Here is a 16,648-nt window from a genome sequence, read left to right on the forward strand (position 1 = left end):
TTATCTGGGTTTCTTCGTGCTCGCCGCGGTGTGGCTCTTTCTCACTTCCGACGGCCCGCTGATGGGCAGCGACGATCAGAGCCAGCGGCCCGAGCGTTCGAACTCGACCAACACCGACGCGAACTCCGAGGGGTCTAGTCCCTGGCTGGTCAGCCACTCGTCGCAGAAGTAGGTGTCTGCATAGCGGTCGCCGCTGTCGGCCAGCAGCGTGACCACTGATCCGCTGCGCCCTTCGGCCCGCATCTCCGCCAACAGCGCGAACGCCCCCCACAGATTCGTCCCGGTCGACGGCCCCACCCGGCGGCCCAGCACTGCACTGGCGTGCTGGGCGGCCGCGACCGACGCGGCATCCGGCACGAGGACCATCCGGTCGACCACGTCCGGCAGAAACGACGGCTCCACTCGTGGCCGGCCGATGCCCTCGATTCGCGACGACATCCCGGTGACCACATCACCGCGGCCCTGCGCGTAGGCGGGGAAGAACGCCGAGTTCTCCGGGTCGACCACACACAACCGGGTGGCGTAGCGCCGATACCGGATATAGCGGCCGATGGTGGCGCTGGTGCCGCCGGTGCCCGCTCCCACCACGATCCACTCGGGCACCGGATGTGCCTCGTCTCGCATCTGTTCGAAGATCGATTCGGCGATGTTGTTGTTGCCACGCCAGTCGGTGGCCCGCTCGGCGTTGGTGAACTGGTCGATGTAGTGCCCGCCGGTGTCTTCGGCGAGCAGTTCCGCCTCGGCGTAAACCTGGCTGGCCTCTGCGACGAAATGGCAACGGCCACCTTGTGATTCGATCAAGGCGATCTTGCTTGCGCTCGTCGACGACGGCACCACGGCGATGAATGGCAGACCGAGGAGCGCCGCGAAGTACGCCTCGGACACCGCCGTCGATCCCGACGATGCCTCGATGATCGTGCTGCCTTCGTCGATCCACCCGTTGCACAACGCGTAGAGGAACAGCGAGCGCGCCAACCGGTGCTTGAGGCTACCGGTGATGTGGGTCGTCTCGTCCTTGAGATACAGCTGCAAATCACAGCCGTCGCACCACGCCGAGGGCAGCGGATACCGCAGCAGATGGGTGTCGGCGCTGCGGCGTGCGTCGGCCTCGATCAACCGCACCGCGTCATTGACCCACGCGCGTGGCCTGCTGCGACTGGCTTGTGTTGCCGTTTCGGTCAAGGCACCGAGACGCTGGGATGGGACGTGCCCGCCCGAGTACCCGCGTCGCGGCCGCCGATCGGCGCCGCGACGAGGGTCAACAGCGTGGCCTCCGGCCGGCAGCAGAACCGCAGCGGAGCATACGGCGAGGTGCCGATGCCCGCCGAGACGTGCAATTGGGTGCGTGCACCCCACCGCGACGGACCCTTGACTCGCGACCGGTCCACACCGCAGTTGGTGACGAGCGCGCCGTAGAACGGCAGGCACAATTGGCCGCCGTGCGTGTGGCCCGCCATCACCAGCTGGTAGCCGTCCGCAGCGAACCGGTCGAGCACCCGCGGCTCCGGCGAATGGGTCAGCCCCAGCGTGAGGTTGGCGGCCGGACTGGCCGGGCCCGCGATCGTGTCGTAGCGGTCCCGGGACAGGTGCGGGTCGTCGACGCCGGCTGCGGCGATGAGCAGACCGCGTACCTCCAGCTCACGACGGGTGTGCGTCAGGTCGAGCCAGCCGCGCTCGGTGAACGCGGCCCGCAGGTCCTGCCACGGCAGCGGTTCACCGTGGACGCGGTGGCCGGGCCGGGTGATGTAGTTCAGCGGGTTCTTCGCCCGCGGCCCGAAGTAGTCGTTGCTGCCGAACACGAAGACACCGGGGACCGACAGCAGCTCCGACAGCGCCTGCACCACCGCGGGCACCGCCTTGGGGTGCGCGAGGTTGTCGCCGGTGTTGACCACCAGGTCGGGCTCGAGGCTCGCGAGTTCGCGCAGCCAGGCCTGCTTGCGCCGCTGTCCGGGCCGCATGTGGATGTCGCTGATGTGCAGCACCTTCAACGGCGACGACCCGGGTGAGAGCACCGGCATCGTCAATTCCCGCACCACGAACGCGTTGCGCTCGATGACCGATGCATAGCCGACGGCCGCTACCAGCGCACCAACGGACGCCTTGGCGGAGTTCTTCAGGATCGTCGAACGCGCGGACATGCTGGAAGCCTACTGCCAGATGCGCCCACTGACCGCCTTCACCCGTCTCCCCGGGTGCGCGACTGCGCAACGATCAGGGCGGAGGGGCAGGCGGCGCCGGACCGAGGATCGGCACGGTGATCGGCGGCAGGCCGGGAATCTCCACCACCGTCGAACCAACCGGCGCGGGGATCCCGGGCACCCCGGGTATCGCGGCCGGCGGAGGCGGCGGCGCGGGTGCGATGCCATTGGACACCTGGATCGTGATGATGGAACCGGGCACGGTCTGCCCGGCCGGCGCGGTGCCGACAACCGAACCCCGCGGTGCCGTGCTGTTCACCGACGAGGCCTGGTCGGCGACCTGGAAGCCGGCGTCACGCAGCCGCTGGCGGGCGGTGCTCTCCGTCAGCCCGGAGACGCTGGGTACCCGCGAGCCGGGACCGCCCTCGACATACCGCGGATCCGTCGGCGGCAGGCGAACCTCACCGAAATTGTTGGCGATCGGCTTCATCGCCGCGAACCACGTCCGGGCCGGCTCGTTACCGCCGTACAGGTCGCCGTATCCGCACTTGCGCAACGGGAACGAACACAGTTCGCCGGGTGAGGTGGAGTCGTCGTAGATGTAGCTGGCGGCGGCGAGCGTGTTGGTGAACCCGAGGAAGGCCGACGAGCGGTGCGCCTCGGTGGTGCCGGTCTTGCCGGCCATCGGCAGGTCCCAGCCCACCGAACCGGCCGCCGCCGCTGCGGTGCCTGCGCCCTGGTCGTCCTTGCTCATCGCGTTGGCCAGCGTGTTGGCCAGCCCCTCGGGCACCGCTTGCTCACAGGTCTCGGTGGTGACGGCGACGTCCTCGCCGTTGCGGTCGACGACCTGGGCAATGGGGTTCGGTGGGCACCACATACCGCCGGACGCCAGCGTGGCTCCGACGTTCGAGAACTCCAGTGCGTTGACTTCGATCGGGCCCAGCACGAACGAGCCGAGGTTCTGCCGCTTGACGAAGTCGGCCAGGCTTTCGTTGCTCCCGGGGTCGTAATCGCGGGCGGTACCAGGCAGCGCATAGGACCGCAGGCCGAGCCGGACCGCCATATCGACACTGCGCTGCACGCCGACCTGCGAGATCAGTTTGGCGAAGGCCGTGTTAGGGGATGTGGCGAGCGCGTCGGTGATGTTCATCGTGCCGCGGTAGCCGCCGGCGTTCTTCACGCACCAGGTGGCGGCCGGGCAGCCCGGGGTGTCGCTGCTGCCCAGGCCCTTGGCCTGGAAATGCGCGGGCACGTCGAGTTGGGCGTTGATGCCCATGCCCATCTCCAGGGCCGCGGCGGTGGTGAAGATCTTGAACGTAGAGCCGGCGCCGTCACCCACCAGTGAGAACGGCTGGGGCTGCATGGTCTCCCCGGCATCGAGGTTCAGTCCGTACGTGCGGCTGCTGGCCATCGCCAGTACCGGATGTGACTCCTTACCGGGCCTGACCACGCTCATCACGCTGGCGACGCCGTCGAGGCCGGGGCTGGCGAACTGGTTGACGGCCGCCTTCACCGGACCCTGAATATCCGGGTCGAGCGTGGTCTTGATCAGGTAACCGCCCCTGGCGACCTGTTCCTTGCTGATGCCGGCGCGCGCCAGGTACTCGAGCACGTAGTCGCAGAAGAACGCCCGGTCACCCGCGGCGATACAGCCGCGTGGCAGTTCCTTGGGTTGCGGGAGAACGCCAAGCGGCTGCTCCTTGGCGGCCCGCAACGCCGCCGCCTCCTCGGGGATGTTCTGGATCATGGTGTCCAGCACCAGGTTTCGTCGCGTCAGTGCACCCTCGGGGTTGGTGTACGGGTTCAGCGCACTGGTCGACTGCACCATGCCGGCCAGCAGTGCGGCCTGCTGCCAGTTCAACTCGGAGGCGTTGACACCGAAGTACGTCTGCGCGGCGTCCTGCACACCGAAGGCGCCGTTGCCGAACGACACCAGGTTCAGGTACCGCGTGAGGATTTCGGGCTTGGTGAACGTCTTGTCGAGCGTCAGCGCCATCCGGATCTCGCGCAGCTTACGGGCCGGCGTGGTCTCGATGGCGGCCCGACGCTCGGCGTCGGTCTGCGCCACCACCAGGAACTGGTAGTTCTTCACGTACTGCTGCTCGATCGTGGACCCGCCGCGGGTGTCGAGATTGCCTGACAGATAGCCCGACAAACCGGTCAGGGTGCCTTGCCAGTCGACGCCGTTGTGCTCGGCGAACCGCTTGTCCTCGATCGAGACGATCGCCAACTTCATCGTGTTGGCGATTTGGTCGCTGGGCACCTCGAAACGGCGCTGCGAATAGAGCCAGGCGATGACGTTGCCCTTGGCGTCGACCATCGTCGACACCTGCGGGACCTCGCCCTCCACCAGCTGGGCCGAACCGTTCGCGACGACGTCGGAGGCCCGGTTGGAGATCAGACCGAACCCGCCGACGACCGGAAACATCAACGCCGCGGTGATCACGCTCGCCAGCAGAACGCACCAGGCGAGCTTGATCACCGTGACCGTTGTCGGCGGTCGAGGCGGCGGGCTGTCCGGCATGACCTACAGACTAGACGCCGCAAAACGGCAGCTTCTCACGGTCAATGACGGATCCGGAAGACCGCCCCCGACCGGCGCGGACGTCAATTTTGTACCCTGACGGCACGGTCGTCCCAAAATAGAGGGTTTCTACGTATTGCGCAGAACGCCTTTGACCATCTAATTTGGTCGGACAGTGCGATACAGGTCACACTGACCCCTCGCAATGTGGCGTAGATCGCAGCAGCGTTCTACATCGAGGGACTGCGCCGTACCGGTGTTGGCCGGGAGGCGGTTGGAACGGAGGGAACCCTGGTGTCAGCAACTAGGCCCGCGGTGCGCAGAACCGCGATGACGTCTTCGGCCCAGAGTGTTGTCCAAGGTGCTGAAGCCGAAGCCCGCATCGCCTGGGTGTCGCAAGCCCGATGCCGCCAGACCGATCCTGATGAGCTGTTCGTCCGGGGGGCCGCACAGCGCAAAGCCGCGGTGATCTGCAGGCACTGCCCGGTCATCCTCGAGTGCGGCGCCGACGCGCTCGACAACCGCGTGGAGTTCGGGGTGTGGGGCGGGATGACGGAGCGGCAGCGCCGCGCACTGCTCAAGCAGCACCCCGAGGTGGTTTCGTGGGCCGAGTTCTTCGCCGCCCAGCGCAAGCACCGCAGCGCGGTCTGAACGGATACGCGCTTCTGCTTGGTTCGCCGCTATGCCGCGGCTGCCTCACCCGTGATCTGCTCGGCGATGGCCCGCAGAGCCTCTAGGTCCGACACGTCGAACGGCAACGAGGGCACACCCACGATCGCCACGTGCGGATTGGCGCCGGTGAACCGGGACAGCAACCGGATTTCACGTTTGGCGGTCATCGCCCGGTCGGCGTGAATCCTCAACACGGCGGCCGTCAACGAGTCGGGGTCGTTTTTCTCGATCGTCTCCGCGGCCTCCTCGGCTTTCTCGGCGTGCAGATCCGACAGCATCGGGTGCGTGCGGTTCAGGATCAATCCGGCCAGCGGCATGCTCTCCTCGGACAACCGGTCGACGAAGAACGACGCTTCGCGCAGCGCATCGGGTTCGGCCGCCGACACCACCACGAACTGCGTGCCGCGCCGCTTGAGGAGTTCGTAGGTGCGGTCGGCCTTCTCGCGGAAGCCGCCGAACGTCGAGTCGAGTGACTGCACGAAAGCCGCTGCGTCGGAAAGCATTTGCGATCCGAGAACCGTGGACAAGGCCTTCATCGCCAGCCCCATCGCGCCAGTGACGAGCCGGCCGATACCCCGGCCGGGACCCAGCAGCAGCTTCCACAGCCGACTGTCCATGAAGCCGCCCAACCGCTTCGGGGCGTCCAGGAAGTCCAATGCGTTGCGTGACGGTGGCGTGTCGACGACGACCAGGTCCCATCGGTCCTCGGCGAGAAGCTGGCCCAGCTTCTCCATCGCCATGTATTCCTGAGTGCCCGCCAGCGACGTGGCCACCGTCTGATAGAACTGGTTGTCCAGGATCTCCTGCGCCCGGTGCGTCCCCGAATACTGGATGACCATCTCATCGAACGTGCGGCGCATGTCAAGCATCATCGCGTGCAGTTCGCCGGGCACCTCTGGGGCGAGCGGAACCCGCTGTGGGGTGTTGCCGAGCGTCTTGATGCCGAGCGCTTGGGCGAGTCGCTTCGCCGGGTCGATCGTCAGCACCACGACGGTTCTGCCGTACTCCGCCGCGCGCAACGCCATCGCCGCCGCGGTGGTGGTCTTGCCGACGCCGCCCGCACCGCAGCACACCACGACCCGGTTCGACGTGTCCTTGAGAATCGAGCCCATGTCGAGGGCCGGTGGAGTGGCACTCATCAACGCACCCCCTGTCGTTCCAGTTCTTCGGCGAGTTCGTAGAGGCTGCCGAGGTCCACACCGTCGTTGATCTGCGGCAGCTGCAGCCGCGCGACGTCCAACTCGTCGAGTTGTTCGGCGCTGTCGGCACGAGCCCTGATCCGAGTGGCGTGCTGGATCGCCTCGGTCAGCAGCCCAGCGAAGTCGGTGTCGGACAACGTGATTCCGGCCGCGGCGAGTTCGGTGCGCACGGTGTCGGCGTCGATGTCACCTTCGGCGGCTTTGGCCAGCGCGTCGGGCGGCAGGTATGCCGGGATGTTGCGGTTGACGATGACGCTGCCGATCGGCAGGCCGAGGTCCCTCAACTCCTCGACAGCCTCCAGCGTCTCCTGGATGGGCAGTGCCTCCAGCAGCGTGACGAGGTGGATCGCGGTCATATCCGAGTGCAGCACCTTGACCACGCTCTCGGCCTGTCCGTGCACCGGGCCGCCCTTGGCCAGGTCCGACACCGCCTTGGTCACGTCGAGGAACCGCGCGATGCGACCGGTCGGCGGTGAGTCGACCACGACGGCGTCGTAGACGGGGTGCTTGCCCTTGTCGGCGCGGGTGACGATCTCGCGGATCTTGCCGGTCAGCAGCACGTCGCGCAGGCCGGGCGCGATCGTGGTCGCGAACTCGACGGCCCCGATCCGGCGCATCGCGCGCCCGGCCAGGCCGAGGTTGTAGAACATCTCGAGGTACTCGAGGAACGCGGCCTCGGTGTCGATCGCCAACGCGTTGACCTGACCACCGCCCTCGGCGGTCGCGATCTTGACCTCCTGATAGGGCAGTGGCGGGACGTCGAACAGCTGCGCAATGCCTTGGCGCCCTTCGACTTCCACCAATAGGACCTTGCGTCCGCCGGCGGCCAGAGCCAACGCCAGCGATGCGGCGATCGTCGATTTGCCGGTGCCACCCTTGCCGGTGACGAAATGCAGGCGAGCCTTGCTCAGCCGAGCGGGCCAGCCGACGGATCTACCGTCTTTGGTAGTGGAAGCCACCCGTGCATGCTAACTAAAGGTGTTCGGGACGCTTCACCTCCGCGGTCCCCGATAAGCTCGGCGACATGAGCGAAGGAATCAGGTGGACGGCGTGAGCGAAGCGATCAAATGGGAGTACGCCACTGTCCCGCTGTTGACACATGCCACCAAGCAGATTCTCGACCAGTGGGGCGAGGACGGCTGGGAGTTGGTGTCGGTGTTGCCCGGCCCCACGGGTGAACAGCACGTGGCATACCTCAAACGTCCGAAATGACTCCGGAGCCGGAGGGTCGGCGAGATCTGACTCCAGCGTCGCGACTGGCGGAGCTCGGCATCGATCTGCCCCCAGTGGTGGCGCCGTTGGCGGCTTATGTGCCCGCGGTCCGAGCCGGCAACCTCGTCTACACCGCGGGCCAGCTGCCGATACAGGACGGGGAGCTGCTGTCGACCGGCAAGGTCGGCGCCGGGGTCAGCGTCGAGCAGGCCAAGGAGCTGGCCCGGGTCTGCGCGCTGAACGCGCTCGCCGCCGTGCACTCGTTGGTCGGCATCGACTCGGTCACGCGCGTGGTGAAGGTGGTCGGATTCGTCGCCTCCGCGCCAGGCTTCAACGGCCAGCCGGGCGTTGTCAACGGTGCATCGGAGTTGTTCACCGAGGTGTTCGGGGAGGCCGGCGCGCACGCCCGGTCGGCCGTCGGAGTGTCCGAGCTGCCGAGGGACGCGCCGGTGGAGGTCGAGGTGATTGTGGAGGTCGCGTGAGCGACGATCGGGCGGAGGTCGCGTGAGCGACGATCGGGCGGAGGTCGCGTGAGCGACGATCGGGCGGAGGTCGCGTGAGCGACGATCGGGCGGAGGTCGCGTGAGCGACGATCGGGCGGAGGTCGCGTGAGCGACGATCGGGCGGAGGTCGAGTGACGCCGGAGCACCCGGCGTACGGCCTGCTCCGCCCGGTCACCGAAACGGCTTCGGTGCTGCTGTGTGACAACCCCGGCCTGTTGACGCTGGAAGGCACCAACACCTGGGTGTTGCGCGGCCCGGGCAGCGACGACATGATCATCGTCGACCCCGGCCCCGAGGACGTCGAGCACATCGGGCGGATCGCGGAGCTCGGCACCATCCCGCTGGTGCTGATCAGCCACAAACACGAGGACCACACCGGTGCCATCGACGACATCGTCGACCGCACCGGCGCGGTGGTGCGGGCCGTCGGCAGCGGGTTCCTGCGCGGCCTCGGCGGGCCGCTCGCCGACGGCGAGGTCATCGACGCCGCGGGCCTGCGCATCACCGTGATGGCCACACCCGGGCACACCGCCGACTCGGTGTCGTTCGTCCTCGACGACGCGGTGTTGACCGCGGACACCGTGCTCGGCCGCGGCACCACAGTCATCGACAAGGAGGACGGCAGCCTCGCCCACTACCTGGATTCACTGCAACGGTTGCGCGGACTCGGCCGTCGCACGGTGCTGCCCGGCCACGGCCCCGATCTCGATGACCTCGAAGCGGTGAGCGACATGTATCTGGCCCACCGCCAGGAGAGGCTCGACCAGGTGCGTGCGGCGTTACGCGCGCTCGGCGACGACGCCACCATCCGCCAGGTCGTCGAGCATGTCTACACCGATGTCGACGAGAAGCTGTGGGACGTCGCGGAATGGAGCGTCCAGGCTCAGCTGGACTACCTGCGCGGGTGATTTGTGGAGTGTTACCGGCGCTCACCGCCGTGTTCTGTTCGGGGACATCGCTGACAGTTGTATGTCTCGGGACATCGCTGACACTTGAGTAGGGCCTGGGCCAGGATGGCTCATGGCTCAGAAGGTGACGGCGATGGACATTCGGATGGCTTCGGCGTTGGCCGGCCAGGTCGACAACGTGGCGCAGTTCTGCCGGGACAGCGCGATCAGTCGACAGACGTATTACAAGTTCCGCAAGCGTTTCCGTGACGGTGGGATCGAGGGTCTGCAGGATCGGTCGCGGCGTCCGCTGACTTCGCCGGGGCAGACCCCGGTCGAGGTGGAAGACCTGATCGTGTTGCGGCGTAAGCAGTTGATCGAGGATGGCCGCGATCACGGTGCACAGTCGATCGTGTGGTCGTTGCAGCGCGAGGGTATCGCGGTGCCGTCAGTGTCGACGGTGTGGCAGATCTTGACCCGTCGCGGGGCGATCGTCCCGCAGCCACAGAAGCGGCCGAAGTCGGCGACCAAACGGTTTTGCTTCGATCGGCCCAACGAGTGTTGGCAGTCCGATTGGACCGGATGGACGCTGGCCGACGGCAGCGCGGTGGGCATCGCGGGCAGTCTCGACGACCACTCCCGGTATGTGGTGGGTTTGCGCGCGGGTGCCGGTGACGCGGACGCCGAGCTTGTCTGGGAGGTGATGCTGGCAGGCATCGACGAGTGCGGGATACCATCGATGTCGTTGTCGGACAACGGAATCGTCTACACTGGCCGCTTCCACGCGCATGAATCAGCTTTCGAGGTCAATCTGCGCGCTCTCGGGGTGCGGACCATCAACTCGACGCCGTTTCACCCGCAGACCTGCGGCAAGATCGAGCGGTTCTGGCAGACGCTGAAGAAGTGGCTGTCTGCCCGCGATCCGGCGGCTACTGTCGAGGAACTCAACGCCCTGCTCGAGCAGTTCCGCACCTATTACAACCACCAACGGCCGCACCGCGCGCTACGTGGCGCCACCCCGGCCGAGGCATTCAGCGCCACCGTCATGGCCCGCCCCGCCGAGCGTCCACTGCCCGCACCGGTGTTCGTCAGCCGCCGCACCGTCGGAGAGAAGTCGGGACAGGTGTTCGTCGCGCCCTACAAGGTCAACGTCGGGCTGCGCTGGGCCGGCCACGACTGCGATGTCATCCGCGACGGCGAGCACATCACCATCTTCAGCGGCAACCGACTCGTGCGCACTCTCACTGCCGATCCCACACGCAACTACCAGTCCATCGACAAGACCACCCGCACCTATCGCACCCGCGAGCCCAAACCGGCATCATGAGTGTCAGCGATGTCCCGAGACATAAGTGTCAGCGATGTCCCGAGACACCACACGGCGCTCACCGCCGGTGCGGCTCCACAAGTCGCTACCGGGCGCGGCGGGCCAGTCGCTCCGAGTCGGAAATCAGAACGCTCTTGCCCTCCAGGCGAATCCAGCCCCGGTGCGCGAAGTCGGCGAGCGCCTTGTTGACGGTTTCCCGCGATGCGCCGACGAGCTGGGCGATCTCCTCTTGGGTGAGGTCGTGCGTCACCCGTAGTGCGCCACCCTCCTGGGTGCCGAACCGCTGCGCCAGCTGAAGAAGCTGCTTGGCCACCCGGCCGGGGACGTCGGTGAAGATCAGATCGGCGAGGTTGTTGTTGGTGCGGCGCAGCCGGCGGGCCAGCACCCGTAGTAGCTGCTCGGCGATCTCCGGGCGGTCGGCGATCCATGCCCGCAACGCGTCGCGGTCCATCGACACCGCGCGCACCTCGGTGATCGTGGTCGCGCTCGACGTCCGCGGCCCGGGGTCGAAGATAGAAAGCTCGCCGAACATGTCCGACGGCCCCATGATCGTGAGCAGGTTCTCCCGGCCGTCGGGCGACCGGCGGCCGATCTTCACCTTGCCCGAAATGATGATGTAAAGCCGATCGCCGGGCTCACCTTCGGCGAACACGAGGTGCCCCCGGGGGAAGTCGACCGGCTGCAGTTGCTTCGTCAGCGCGGTAACGGCGCTGGGTTCGACCCCCTGGAAGATTCCGGCCCGCGCCAGGATCTCGTCCACGTTGCCCCTCTTAAGCTGTTAGGTGAAGCCGACCTCTAGCGGTAGCGAGATAAGTCTAGAGGTATCCGATTTCGTGACCAGCCCACGCTACACACGATCTGCATGTCGGGACGGCTGAAACTCCGGATTCACGCATTGCTCGGGATATCGCCGTGCGGGCAAATCTGCGGTGCGATGGGCCGCGGCCGATCCGTTGACGATTGGGTGCTCGATGTGCTGCCGTTCGCGCAGACCGTCCAGCGCGCGGCTCATCCCGTCGCGTGCCAGCGTGTCGACGTCGGAGGGCTCGGCGTGCTGGAAGAACTTGGCCACATCGGTGGCTGAGACGGTGTCGCGGTGCAGGCCGGCCTCGAGTCGCTGCAGGCCGAGGGTGGCAACCATCAGCAATCCCGGGATCAGGCCAACGAACAACCAGGACACAAGGGTGAAGTAAACACGCCGAAGGTCTCAGCGCGATCACGAATCGTCACCGGTCCGCAGTAGCTCGGCACAGCGCTGTCGGAGCGTCTCAGTACGCTGGCATCTGTGACCGTGAGCGGGACGTCGGCAAAGAAGTCAGGCGCGCCGAAGCGCGCCCGAAATCGGGACGGTGAAACGCGCATCGGTCTCGTTCGGCGCGCGCGCCGGATGAATCGCACGCTGGCGCAGGCCTTTCCCCACGTGTACTGCGAGCTTGACTTCACCAGCCCGCTCGAGCTGACAGTCGCGACGATCCTATCGGCGCAGAGCACCGACAAGCGGGTCAACCTGACCACCCCGGCGCTGTTCAAGAAGTACCGCACCGCACTGAACTACGCGCAGGCCGACCGGGCCGAGCTGGAGGAGATGATCCGGCCCACCGGGTTCTACCGCAACAAGGCCAACTCGCTCATCCGGCTCGGGCAGGAACTCGTCGAACGGTTCGACGGCGAGGTCCCTTCGACCATGGCGGAACTGGTCACGCTGCCCGGTGTCGGGCGCAAGACCGCCAACGTCATCCTCGGCAATGCGTTCGGCGTTCCCGGTATCACCGTCGACACCCACTTCGGTCGGCTCGTCCGCCGGTGGGGGTGGACCACCGAAGAAGATCCCGTGAAGGTCGAGCACGCGGTCGGCGAGCTCATCGAGCGCAGTGAGTGGACCGACCTCAGCCACCGGGTGATCTTTCACGGCCGTCGCGTCTGCCATGCGCGCAAGCCGGCATGCGGCGTCTGCGTGCTGGCCAGCGACTGCCCCTCGTTCGGTATGGGACCGACCGACCCCCTGACCGCTGCGCCGCTGGTCAAGGGGCCCGAAACCGAGCATCTGCTGGCCATGGCCGGGCTGTAACCCCGCCTACCCCGACCGACCATGCGTACCTCGACCCGTTGGACAGTCGTGGTGCTCGTTGTCATGGTCGCGCTCGGGTGGGCGCTGTGGGCGCAACTCGACGATGACACCTCCTCCACCGGGCCGTCGTCTCTGAACAGCGCACGGGACCGCCGCGATGCCGACACCGCAGAGGCCCTCTCGGGCCCGCGGGCCGTTGCGGATCTGCGACCCTGCCCCTCACCGGGGGCAGGGCCCGGTCCCGAAGCCCTGCGCGGGATCGCCCTGGAGTGTGCGGGGGACGGCGCAACCGTGGATGTCGCCAAGACGCTCGCCGGCCGCGTTGTCGTGCTCAATCTGTGGGCGTACTGGTGTGCGCCGTGCGCCGAGGAACTCCCCGCGATGGCCGAGTACCAGCGACGCATGGGTTCTGCGGTGACGGTGCTGACCGTGCATCAGGACGAAAGCGAGACCGCCGCGCTGCTGCGGCTGGCCGAACTCGGCGTGCGCCTGCCCACCCTGCAGGACGGCAGACGCCTGATCGCCGCCGCGCTGCGGGTGCCCAACGTCATGCCCGCAACCGTGGTGCTGCGCGCGGACGGTAGCGTTGCCGACGTCCTGCCGCGCTCGTTCACCAGTGCCGACGAGATCGCCGCGGCGGTAGGACCGGAAGTCGGCCCAAGGACGGGAGAGCCGGGGTGAGCTGGGTCAGCGAGGGCAGCGGGTTGGCCCCGGACGCCGCCCCGGCCTGGCTCAAACCGCTGCTGGACAACGCTCCCGACATCAAGCACGCCTACCGCAGGCGGGTGCCGCCCGAACTGCTCGCAATGGTCACCAGCGAAGGGAAACCGGCGCAGGCCGACGCGCGTGAGGCAGCGGTGCTGGTGCTGTTCTCCGGGCCGGCCAGCTCTCCCACCGGCGGCGCACCCGAGGAGGCAGACCTGCTGGTCACCGTGCGTGCGGGCACTTTACGACACCATGCCGGGCAGGCCGCGTTTCCGGGTGGCGCGGTCGAACCCGGCGACCGCAGCCCGGTGCAGACGGCGCTGCGCGAAGCCAACGAGGAAACCGGTATCGACAGCGGTCGGTTGCATCCGCTCACCACGATGGAGCGGCTGTTCATTCCGCCGTCGGGCTTCCACGTCGTACCGGTGCTCGCCTACTCGCCGGACCCCGGTCCGGTGGGTGTCGTCGACGAAGCCGAGACGGCGCACGTCGCCCGGGTGCCGGTGCGCGCGTTCGTCAACCCCGAGAACCGAATCATGGTGTACCGCAACGCCAACACCCGCCGATACGCCGGTCCGGCGTTCCTGCTCAACGAGATGCTGGTGTGGGGTTTCACCGGTCAGGTGATCTCGGCGATGCTCGACGTCGCAGGTTGGGCCCAGCCGTGGGACACCGGCGACGTGCGGGAACTCGAGGACGCAATGGCGCTTGTCGGCCGCGGCGCCGGTTACGGTGAGGTACAACCATGACTTCGTCACAGTGGGTGGACCTCGTCGTCCTCGGTATCGCTTTCGTCGCGGGCATCTCGGGCTGGCGCTCGGGCGCGCTGGGCTCGATGCTCTCGTTTCTCGGGGTGGTACTCGGCGCGGTCGCTGGAGTGTTGTTGGCTCCGCACCTGGTCGCCAGCATCGACGGTCCCCGCACCAGGCTGTTCGTGACGCTGTTTCTGATCCTCGCCCTGGTCGTGGTCGGCGAGATCGCGGGCGTCGTGCTGGGCCGTGCCGTGCGCAGCGCCATCCGCAACCGCTCGCTGCGCGCGGTCGACTCGCTTGTCGGCGTGGCGATACAGATCGTCGCGGTCCTGGTGGCCGCGTGGATGCTGACGTATCCGCTGCAGTCCTCGGATCAACCGAACCTGGCCGCCGCGGTGCGCGGCTCCAAGGTGCTCAAGGAGGTCAACGACGCTGCGCCGCAGTGGCTGCGGTCGGTGCCGACGCGGCTCTCGGCTCTGCTGGACACCTCGGGCCTGCCGGACGTGCTGCAACCCTTCGGCCGCACCCCGATCGTCGCCGTCGACGCTCCCGACGCCTCGCTCGCCGCCGACCCGGTCGTGGCGGCGACGCGCCCCAGCGTGGTCAAGATCCGCGGCGTGGCGCCGGGGTGCCAAAAGGTGTTGGAAGGCACCGGCTTCGTTGCCGCGACCAATCGCGTCATCTCGAACGCGCACGTGGTCGCCGGCTCGGAGAGCGTCACCGTCGAGGCTGACGGGCAGACCTACGACGCGTTCGTCGTGTCCTACGACCCGCAGGCCGACATCTCGATTCTCGACGTGCCGGACCTGCCGTCGGCGGCATTGCCCTTCGCTGATGCCCCGGCCACCACCGGCACCGACGCCGTGGTGATGGGATATCCGGGCGGCGGCAACTTCGTCGCCACTCCGGCGCGCGTCCGCGAAATCATCGAGCTCAGCGGTCCCGACATCTACCGCACCACAACCGTGGAGCGTGAGGTGTACACCGTCAGAGGTACCGTGCGCCAAGGTAATTCGGGTGGTCCGATGGTCGACCGGGAAGGTCGCGTGCTTGGTGTGGTGTTCGGCGCGGCAGTCGACGACGCCGACACCGGCTTCGTCCTCACCGCCGACGAGGTGTCACATCAACTGGACAGGCTGAGCAACAGCGAGCGGGTGCCGACCGGTGCCTGCATCAGTTAGCCGTATACCTGGCCAAGGAAGCGCGACAGCTGCGCGGTGACCGCGTCCGGTTCCTCCTCGTGTCCGAAATGCCCTGCGCCGTCCAGGGATACGTACCGGCCGTGCGGCACGTAACGCTGCGTGCGGTACACGGGATCGGTCAACACGTACGGGTCGGCGTCACCGCGCAGGTGTAGCACCGGCACGTTGATGGGACGCTTCATCGACCCCATGAAGCGACGGCCTTCGCCACGTAACTGGCTGCGCACCGCCCAGCGCTGGTATTCCAGGGCAGAGTGCGCGGCGCCCGGGATCTGAATCGCACGGCGCATGTGGCCGACGGTCTCGGAGAAGTCTTCGGTAGCAACCCATTTGCGACTCGCGCGGCTGCGAACGAGGAGTTCCAGTTCCTCGGCGTTGTTTCGAGTGAGCCTGCGCTCGGGCCACATCGGTATCTGGTAGCGCAGCATCCACGGCAACAGCGCGCGCCCCTGGTCGCGGCGGCGCAGCGCCGAGGCCCGCAGCGCAACCGGATGCGGCGAGCTGACCAACGCGATGGCCCGGACCGCGCGGGGATGCAGCACGGCGGTGGCCCAACACACCAAGCCACCCTCGGCGTGCCCGACCAGCGTCGCGGACTTGTGGCCCAGTGCGCGTACCAAACCGGCGGTGTCGCCGGCCAGCGTCCAGCCGTCGTAGCCGCGCGGGGGTTTGTCGCTGGCACCGTAACCGCGCAGGTCAACGGCGACCACGCGGGCACCGGTGAGGCCGCGCAGTTGATGGCGCCAGGACCACCAGAACGAGCCGAATCCATGCAGCAGAATCACCAGCGGCCGCTCGGTGCTCGCAGGCACGGGGGCGGGCGACTCCGCTTCGACGACATGGAAGCGAATTCCGTTGGCGTGCACCTCGAGATGGCGCCACGGCCCGTCGATGCGGACGACCGATGGAGCGGGTGGGGGCACTTACCAGCCTGACGGATCGGCCGTCGACGCCGGCTTTCCGTCGCCCGACGCGATCTCCTTGGCCTTGTCATGGCCCGGCGTCAGCGCCTCGGGGATCTCCTTGACCGATTCGATCGTCTGCTGCGGTCCCCGGATGCGCCGCACCTTGAGGTAACCGAGGAAGGCGAGCACTGCGGTGACCACCACCATCAGACCGAACACGATGAGGTATGCCGCCCACTTCACCAGCCACAGGTCGAGCAGCTCCCCGAGGAAGAAGAAGAAAAAGAACGTCGAGTAGAACAGCACGACCAGCGCGAGGACGAAGAAGACGCTACCGGTGAGGCCCTTCTTGACGTCGCGGGTGATCTCGGCTTTGGCCAACTCCACCTCGGCACGCACCAGCGTGGACACCTGCGTCGTCGCGTCCCTGACGAGATCACCGATGGACGGGTCGGCCTTCGGGGCGTGCGGGTCGACCAGCGGTATCGACGTGACGGTGGTCGGCGCGCTACTCCTGCGATCGCTCACGACTGTTCCTCCCGCGTGGCCCGGAT

The 16,648-nt window shown here is 67.4% G+C and carries 18 protein-coding genes; 9 read left to right on the forward strand and 9 right to left on the reverse strand.

Features of this window, described 5'->3' with window-relative positions:
* Nucleotides 1–75: 75 nt before the first annotated feature.
* The 3 genes from cds1 to ponA2 all read right to left on the reverse strand — a co-directional run bounded on the left by cds1 (nucleotide 76) and on the right by ponA2 (nucleotide 4,662).
* On the reverse strand, nucleotides 76–1,182 hold the full coding sequence (gene cds1 / locus QGN32_RS13480) for an L-cysteine desulfhydrase Cds1 (RefSeq protein WP_326544890.1): 1,107 nt from the start codon (nucleotides 1,180–1,182) through the stop codon (nucleotides 76–78).
* Nucleotides 1,179–2,138 (reverse strand): metallophosphoesterase, encoded by a 960-nt coding sequence (locus tag QGN32_RS13485; RefSeq protein WP_326544891.1) that lies wholly within the window; start codon nucleotides 2,136–2,138, stop codon nucleotides 1,179–1,181. The genes cds1 and QGN32_RS13485 overlap by 4 nt, the downstream gene beginning before the upstream one ends.
* A 73-nt stretch (nucleotides 2,139–2,211) precedes the next feature.
* Complete coding sequence (gene ponA2 / locus QGN32_RS13490; RefSeq protein WP_326544892.1) at nucleotides 2,212–4,662, reverse strand: transglycosylase/D,D-transpeptidase PonA2; 2,451 nt, start codon at nucleotides 4,660–4,662, stop codon at nucleotides 2,212–2,214.
* 294 nt (nucleotides 4,663–4,956) lie between these two features.
* On the opposite strand from ponA2, the gene QGN32_RS13495 reads away from it, so the two are divergent.
* Entirely contained in the window at nucleotides 4,957–5,313 is a 357-nt protein-coding gene (locus QGN32_RS13495) for a WhiB family transcriptional regulator (RefSeq protein ID WP_326544893.1), read from the forward strand.
* A 29-nt stretch (nucleotides 5,314–5,342) separates the two neighbouring features.
* Here the strand turns inward: QGN32_RS13495 and bagB are convergent, their stop codons facing one another.
* Together bagB and bagA are read right to left on the reverse strand one after the other, a co-directional pair.
* A complete protein-coding gene (gene bagB, locus QGN32_RS13500; RefSeq protein ID WP_326544894.1) occupies nucleotides 5,343–6,473 on the reverse strand; it encodes an ATPase BagB in 1,131 nt (376 codons plus the stop codon).
* Nucleotides 6,473–7,492: an ATPase BagA gene (gene bagA, locus QGN32_RS13505; protein ID WP_326544895.1), complete on the reverse strand. Its 1,020-nt coding sequence runs from the start codon at nucleotides 7,490–7,492 to the stop codon at nucleotides 6,473–6,475. The genes bagB and bagA overlap by 1 nt, the downstream gene beginning before the upstream one ends.
* A gap of 91 nt (nucleotides 7,493–7,583) precedes the next feature.
* On the opposite strand from bagA, the gene sp36 reads away from it, so the two are divergent.
* The 4 genes from sp36 to QGN32_RS13525 all read left to right on the forward strand — a co-directional run bounded on the left by sp36 (nucleotide 7,584) and on the right by QGN32_RS13525 (nucleotide 10,462).
* Nucleotides 7,584–7,745: a Sp36 family protein gene (gene sp36 / locus QGN32_RS13510; RefSeq protein WP_112557730.1), complete on the forward strand. Its 162-nt coding sequence runs from the start codon at nucleotides 7,584–7,586 to the stop codon at nucleotides 7,743–7,745.
* On the forward strand, nucleotides 7,742–8,227 hold the full coding sequence (locus QGN32_RS13515; RefSeq protein WP_326544896.1) for a RidA family protein: 486 nt from the start codon (nucleotides 7,742–7,744) through the stop codon (nucleotides 8,225–8,227). Before sp36 ends, QGN32_RS13515 begins: the two co-directional genes overlap by 4 nt.
* A 152-nt stretch (nucleotides 8,228–8,379) precedes the next feature.
* Entirely contained in the window at nucleotides 8,380–9,156 is a 777-nt protein-coding gene (locus tag QGN32_RS13520; protein ID WP_326544897.1) for an MBL fold metallo-hydrolase, read from the forward strand.
* Between the two features lie 112 nt (nucleotides 9,157–9,268).
* Nucleotides 9,269–10,462, forward strand: coding sequence for an integrase core domain-containing protein (locus tag QGN32_RS13525; RefSeq protein WP_326544898.1), 1,194 nt, complete (start codon nucleotides 9,269–9,271; stop codon nucleotides 10,460–10,462).
* Nucleotides 10,463–10,547: 85 nt separating this feature from the next.
* On the opposite strand, the gene crp is transcribed toward QGN32_RS13525, so the two are convergent.
* Nucleotides 10,548–11,222 (reverse strand): cAMP-activated global transcriptional regulator CRP, encoded by a 675-nt coding sequence (crp, locus tag QGN32_RS13530; protein ID WP_326544899.1) that lies wholly within the window; start codon nucleotides 11,220–11,222, stop codon nucleotides 10,548–10,550.
* Between the two features lie 87 nt (nucleotides 11,223–11,309).
* Entirely contained in the window at nucleotides 11,310–11,603 is a 294-nt protein-coding gene (locus QGN32_RS13535) for a hypothetical protein (protein WP_326549059.1), read from the reverse strand.
* A 144-nt stretch (nucleotides 11,604–11,747) separates the two neighbouring features.
* Between QGN32_RS13535 and nth the strand changes: the two genes are divergently transcribed.
* Genes nth through marP form a run of 4 tightly spaced genes read left to right on the forward strand, consistent with a single transcriptional unit; the run spans nucleotide 11,748 to nucleotide 15,168 of the window.
* Nucleotides 11,748–12,530: an endonuclease III gene (gene nth / locus QGN32_RS13540; RefSeq protein ID WP_442791698.1), complete on the forward strand. Its 783-nt coding sequence runs from the start codon at nucleotides 11,748–11,750 to the stop codon at nucleotides 12,528–12,530.
* Nucleotides 12,531–12,551: 21 nt separating this feature from the next.
* The gene (locus tag QGN32_RS13545; protein WP_326544900.1) at nucleotides 12,552–13,211 is read left to right on the forward strand and encodes a TlpA family protein disulfide reductase; all 660 of its coding nucleotides are present in this window, start codon (nucleotides 12,552–12,554) and stop codon (nucleotides 13,209–13,211) included.
* The gene (locus QGN32_RS13550) at nucleotides 13,208–13,984 is read left to right on the forward strand and encodes an NUDIX hydrolase (protein ID WP_326544901.1); all 777 of its coding nucleotides are present in this window, start codon (nucleotides 13,208–13,210) and stop codon (nucleotides 13,982–13,984) included. Before QGN32_RS13545 ends, QGN32_RS13550 begins: the two co-directional genes overlap by 4 nt.
* Nucleotides 13,981–15,168 carry an acid resistance serine protease MarP gene (gene marP, locus QGN32_RS13555; RefSeq protein WP_326544902.1) on the forward strand — a complete coding sequence of 396 codons (1,188 nt, stop codon included), beginning with the start codon at nucleotides 13,981–13,983 and terminating at the stop codon, nucleotides 15,166–15,168. The genes QGN32_RS13550 and marP overlap by 4 nt, the downstream gene beginning before the upstream one ends.
* On the opposite strand, the gene QGN32_RS13560 is transcribed toward marP, so the two are convergent.
* A complete protein-coding gene (locus tag QGN32_RS13560) occupies nucleotides 15,165–16,112 on the reverse strand; it encodes an alpha/beta fold hydrolase (RefSeq protein ID WP_326544903.1) in 948 nt (315 codons plus the stop codon). The genes marP and QGN32_RS13560 overlap by 4 nt on opposite strands.
* Nucleotides 16,113–16,622 carry a phage holin family protein gene (locus QGN32_RS13565; protein WP_326544904.1) on the reverse strand — a complete coding sequence of 170 codons (510 nt, stop codon included), beginning with the start codon at nucleotides 16,620–16,622 and terminating at the stop codon, nucleotides 16,113–16,115.
* Nucleotides 16,623–16,648: the final 26 nt, after the last annotated feature.

The sequence above is a fragment of the Mycolicibacterium sp. ND9-15 genome (assembly GCF_035918395.1).
Lineage (GTDB): Bacteria > Actinomycetota > Actinomycetes > Mycobacteriales > Mycobacteriaceae > Mycobacterium.

What these genes read in the sequence shown, in the direction of transcription:
- QGN32_RS13525 (WP_326544898.1), top strand. Translation starts at nt 9,269, where the DNA reads ATGGCTCAGAAGGTGACGGCGATGGACATTCGGATGGCTTCGGCGTTG.
- QGN32_RS13535 (WP_326549059.1), bottom strand. Translation starts at nt 11,603, where the DNA reads ATGGTTGCCACCCTCGGCCTGCAGCGACTCGAGGCCGGCCTGCACCGC.
- QGN32_RS13485 (WP_326544891.1), bottom strand. Translation starts at nt 2,138, where the DNA reads ATGTCCGCGCGTTCGACGATCCTGAAGAACTCCGCCAAGGCGTCCGTT.
- QGN32_RS13515 (WP_326544896.1), top strand. Translation starts at nt 7,742, where the DNA reads ATGACTCCGGAGCCGGAGGGTCGGCGAGATCTGACTCCAGCGTCGCGA.
- marP (WP_326544902.1), top strand. Translation starts at nt 13,981, where the DNA reads ATGACTTCGTCACAGTGGGTGGACCTCGTCGTCCTCGGTATCGCTTTC.
- ponA2 (WP_326544892.1), bottom strand. Translation starts at nt 4,662, where the DNA reads ATGCCGGACAGCCCGCCGCCTCGACCGCCGACAACGGTCACGGTGATC.
- bagB (WP_326544894.1), bottom strand. Translation starts at nt 6,473, where the DNA reads ATGAGTGCCACTCCACCGGCCCTCGACATGGGCTCGATTCTCAAGGAC.
- QGN32_RS13545 (WP_326544900.1), top strand. Translation starts at nt 12,552, where the DNA reads ATGCGTACCTCGACCCGTTGGACAGTCGTGGTGCTCGTTGTCATGGTC.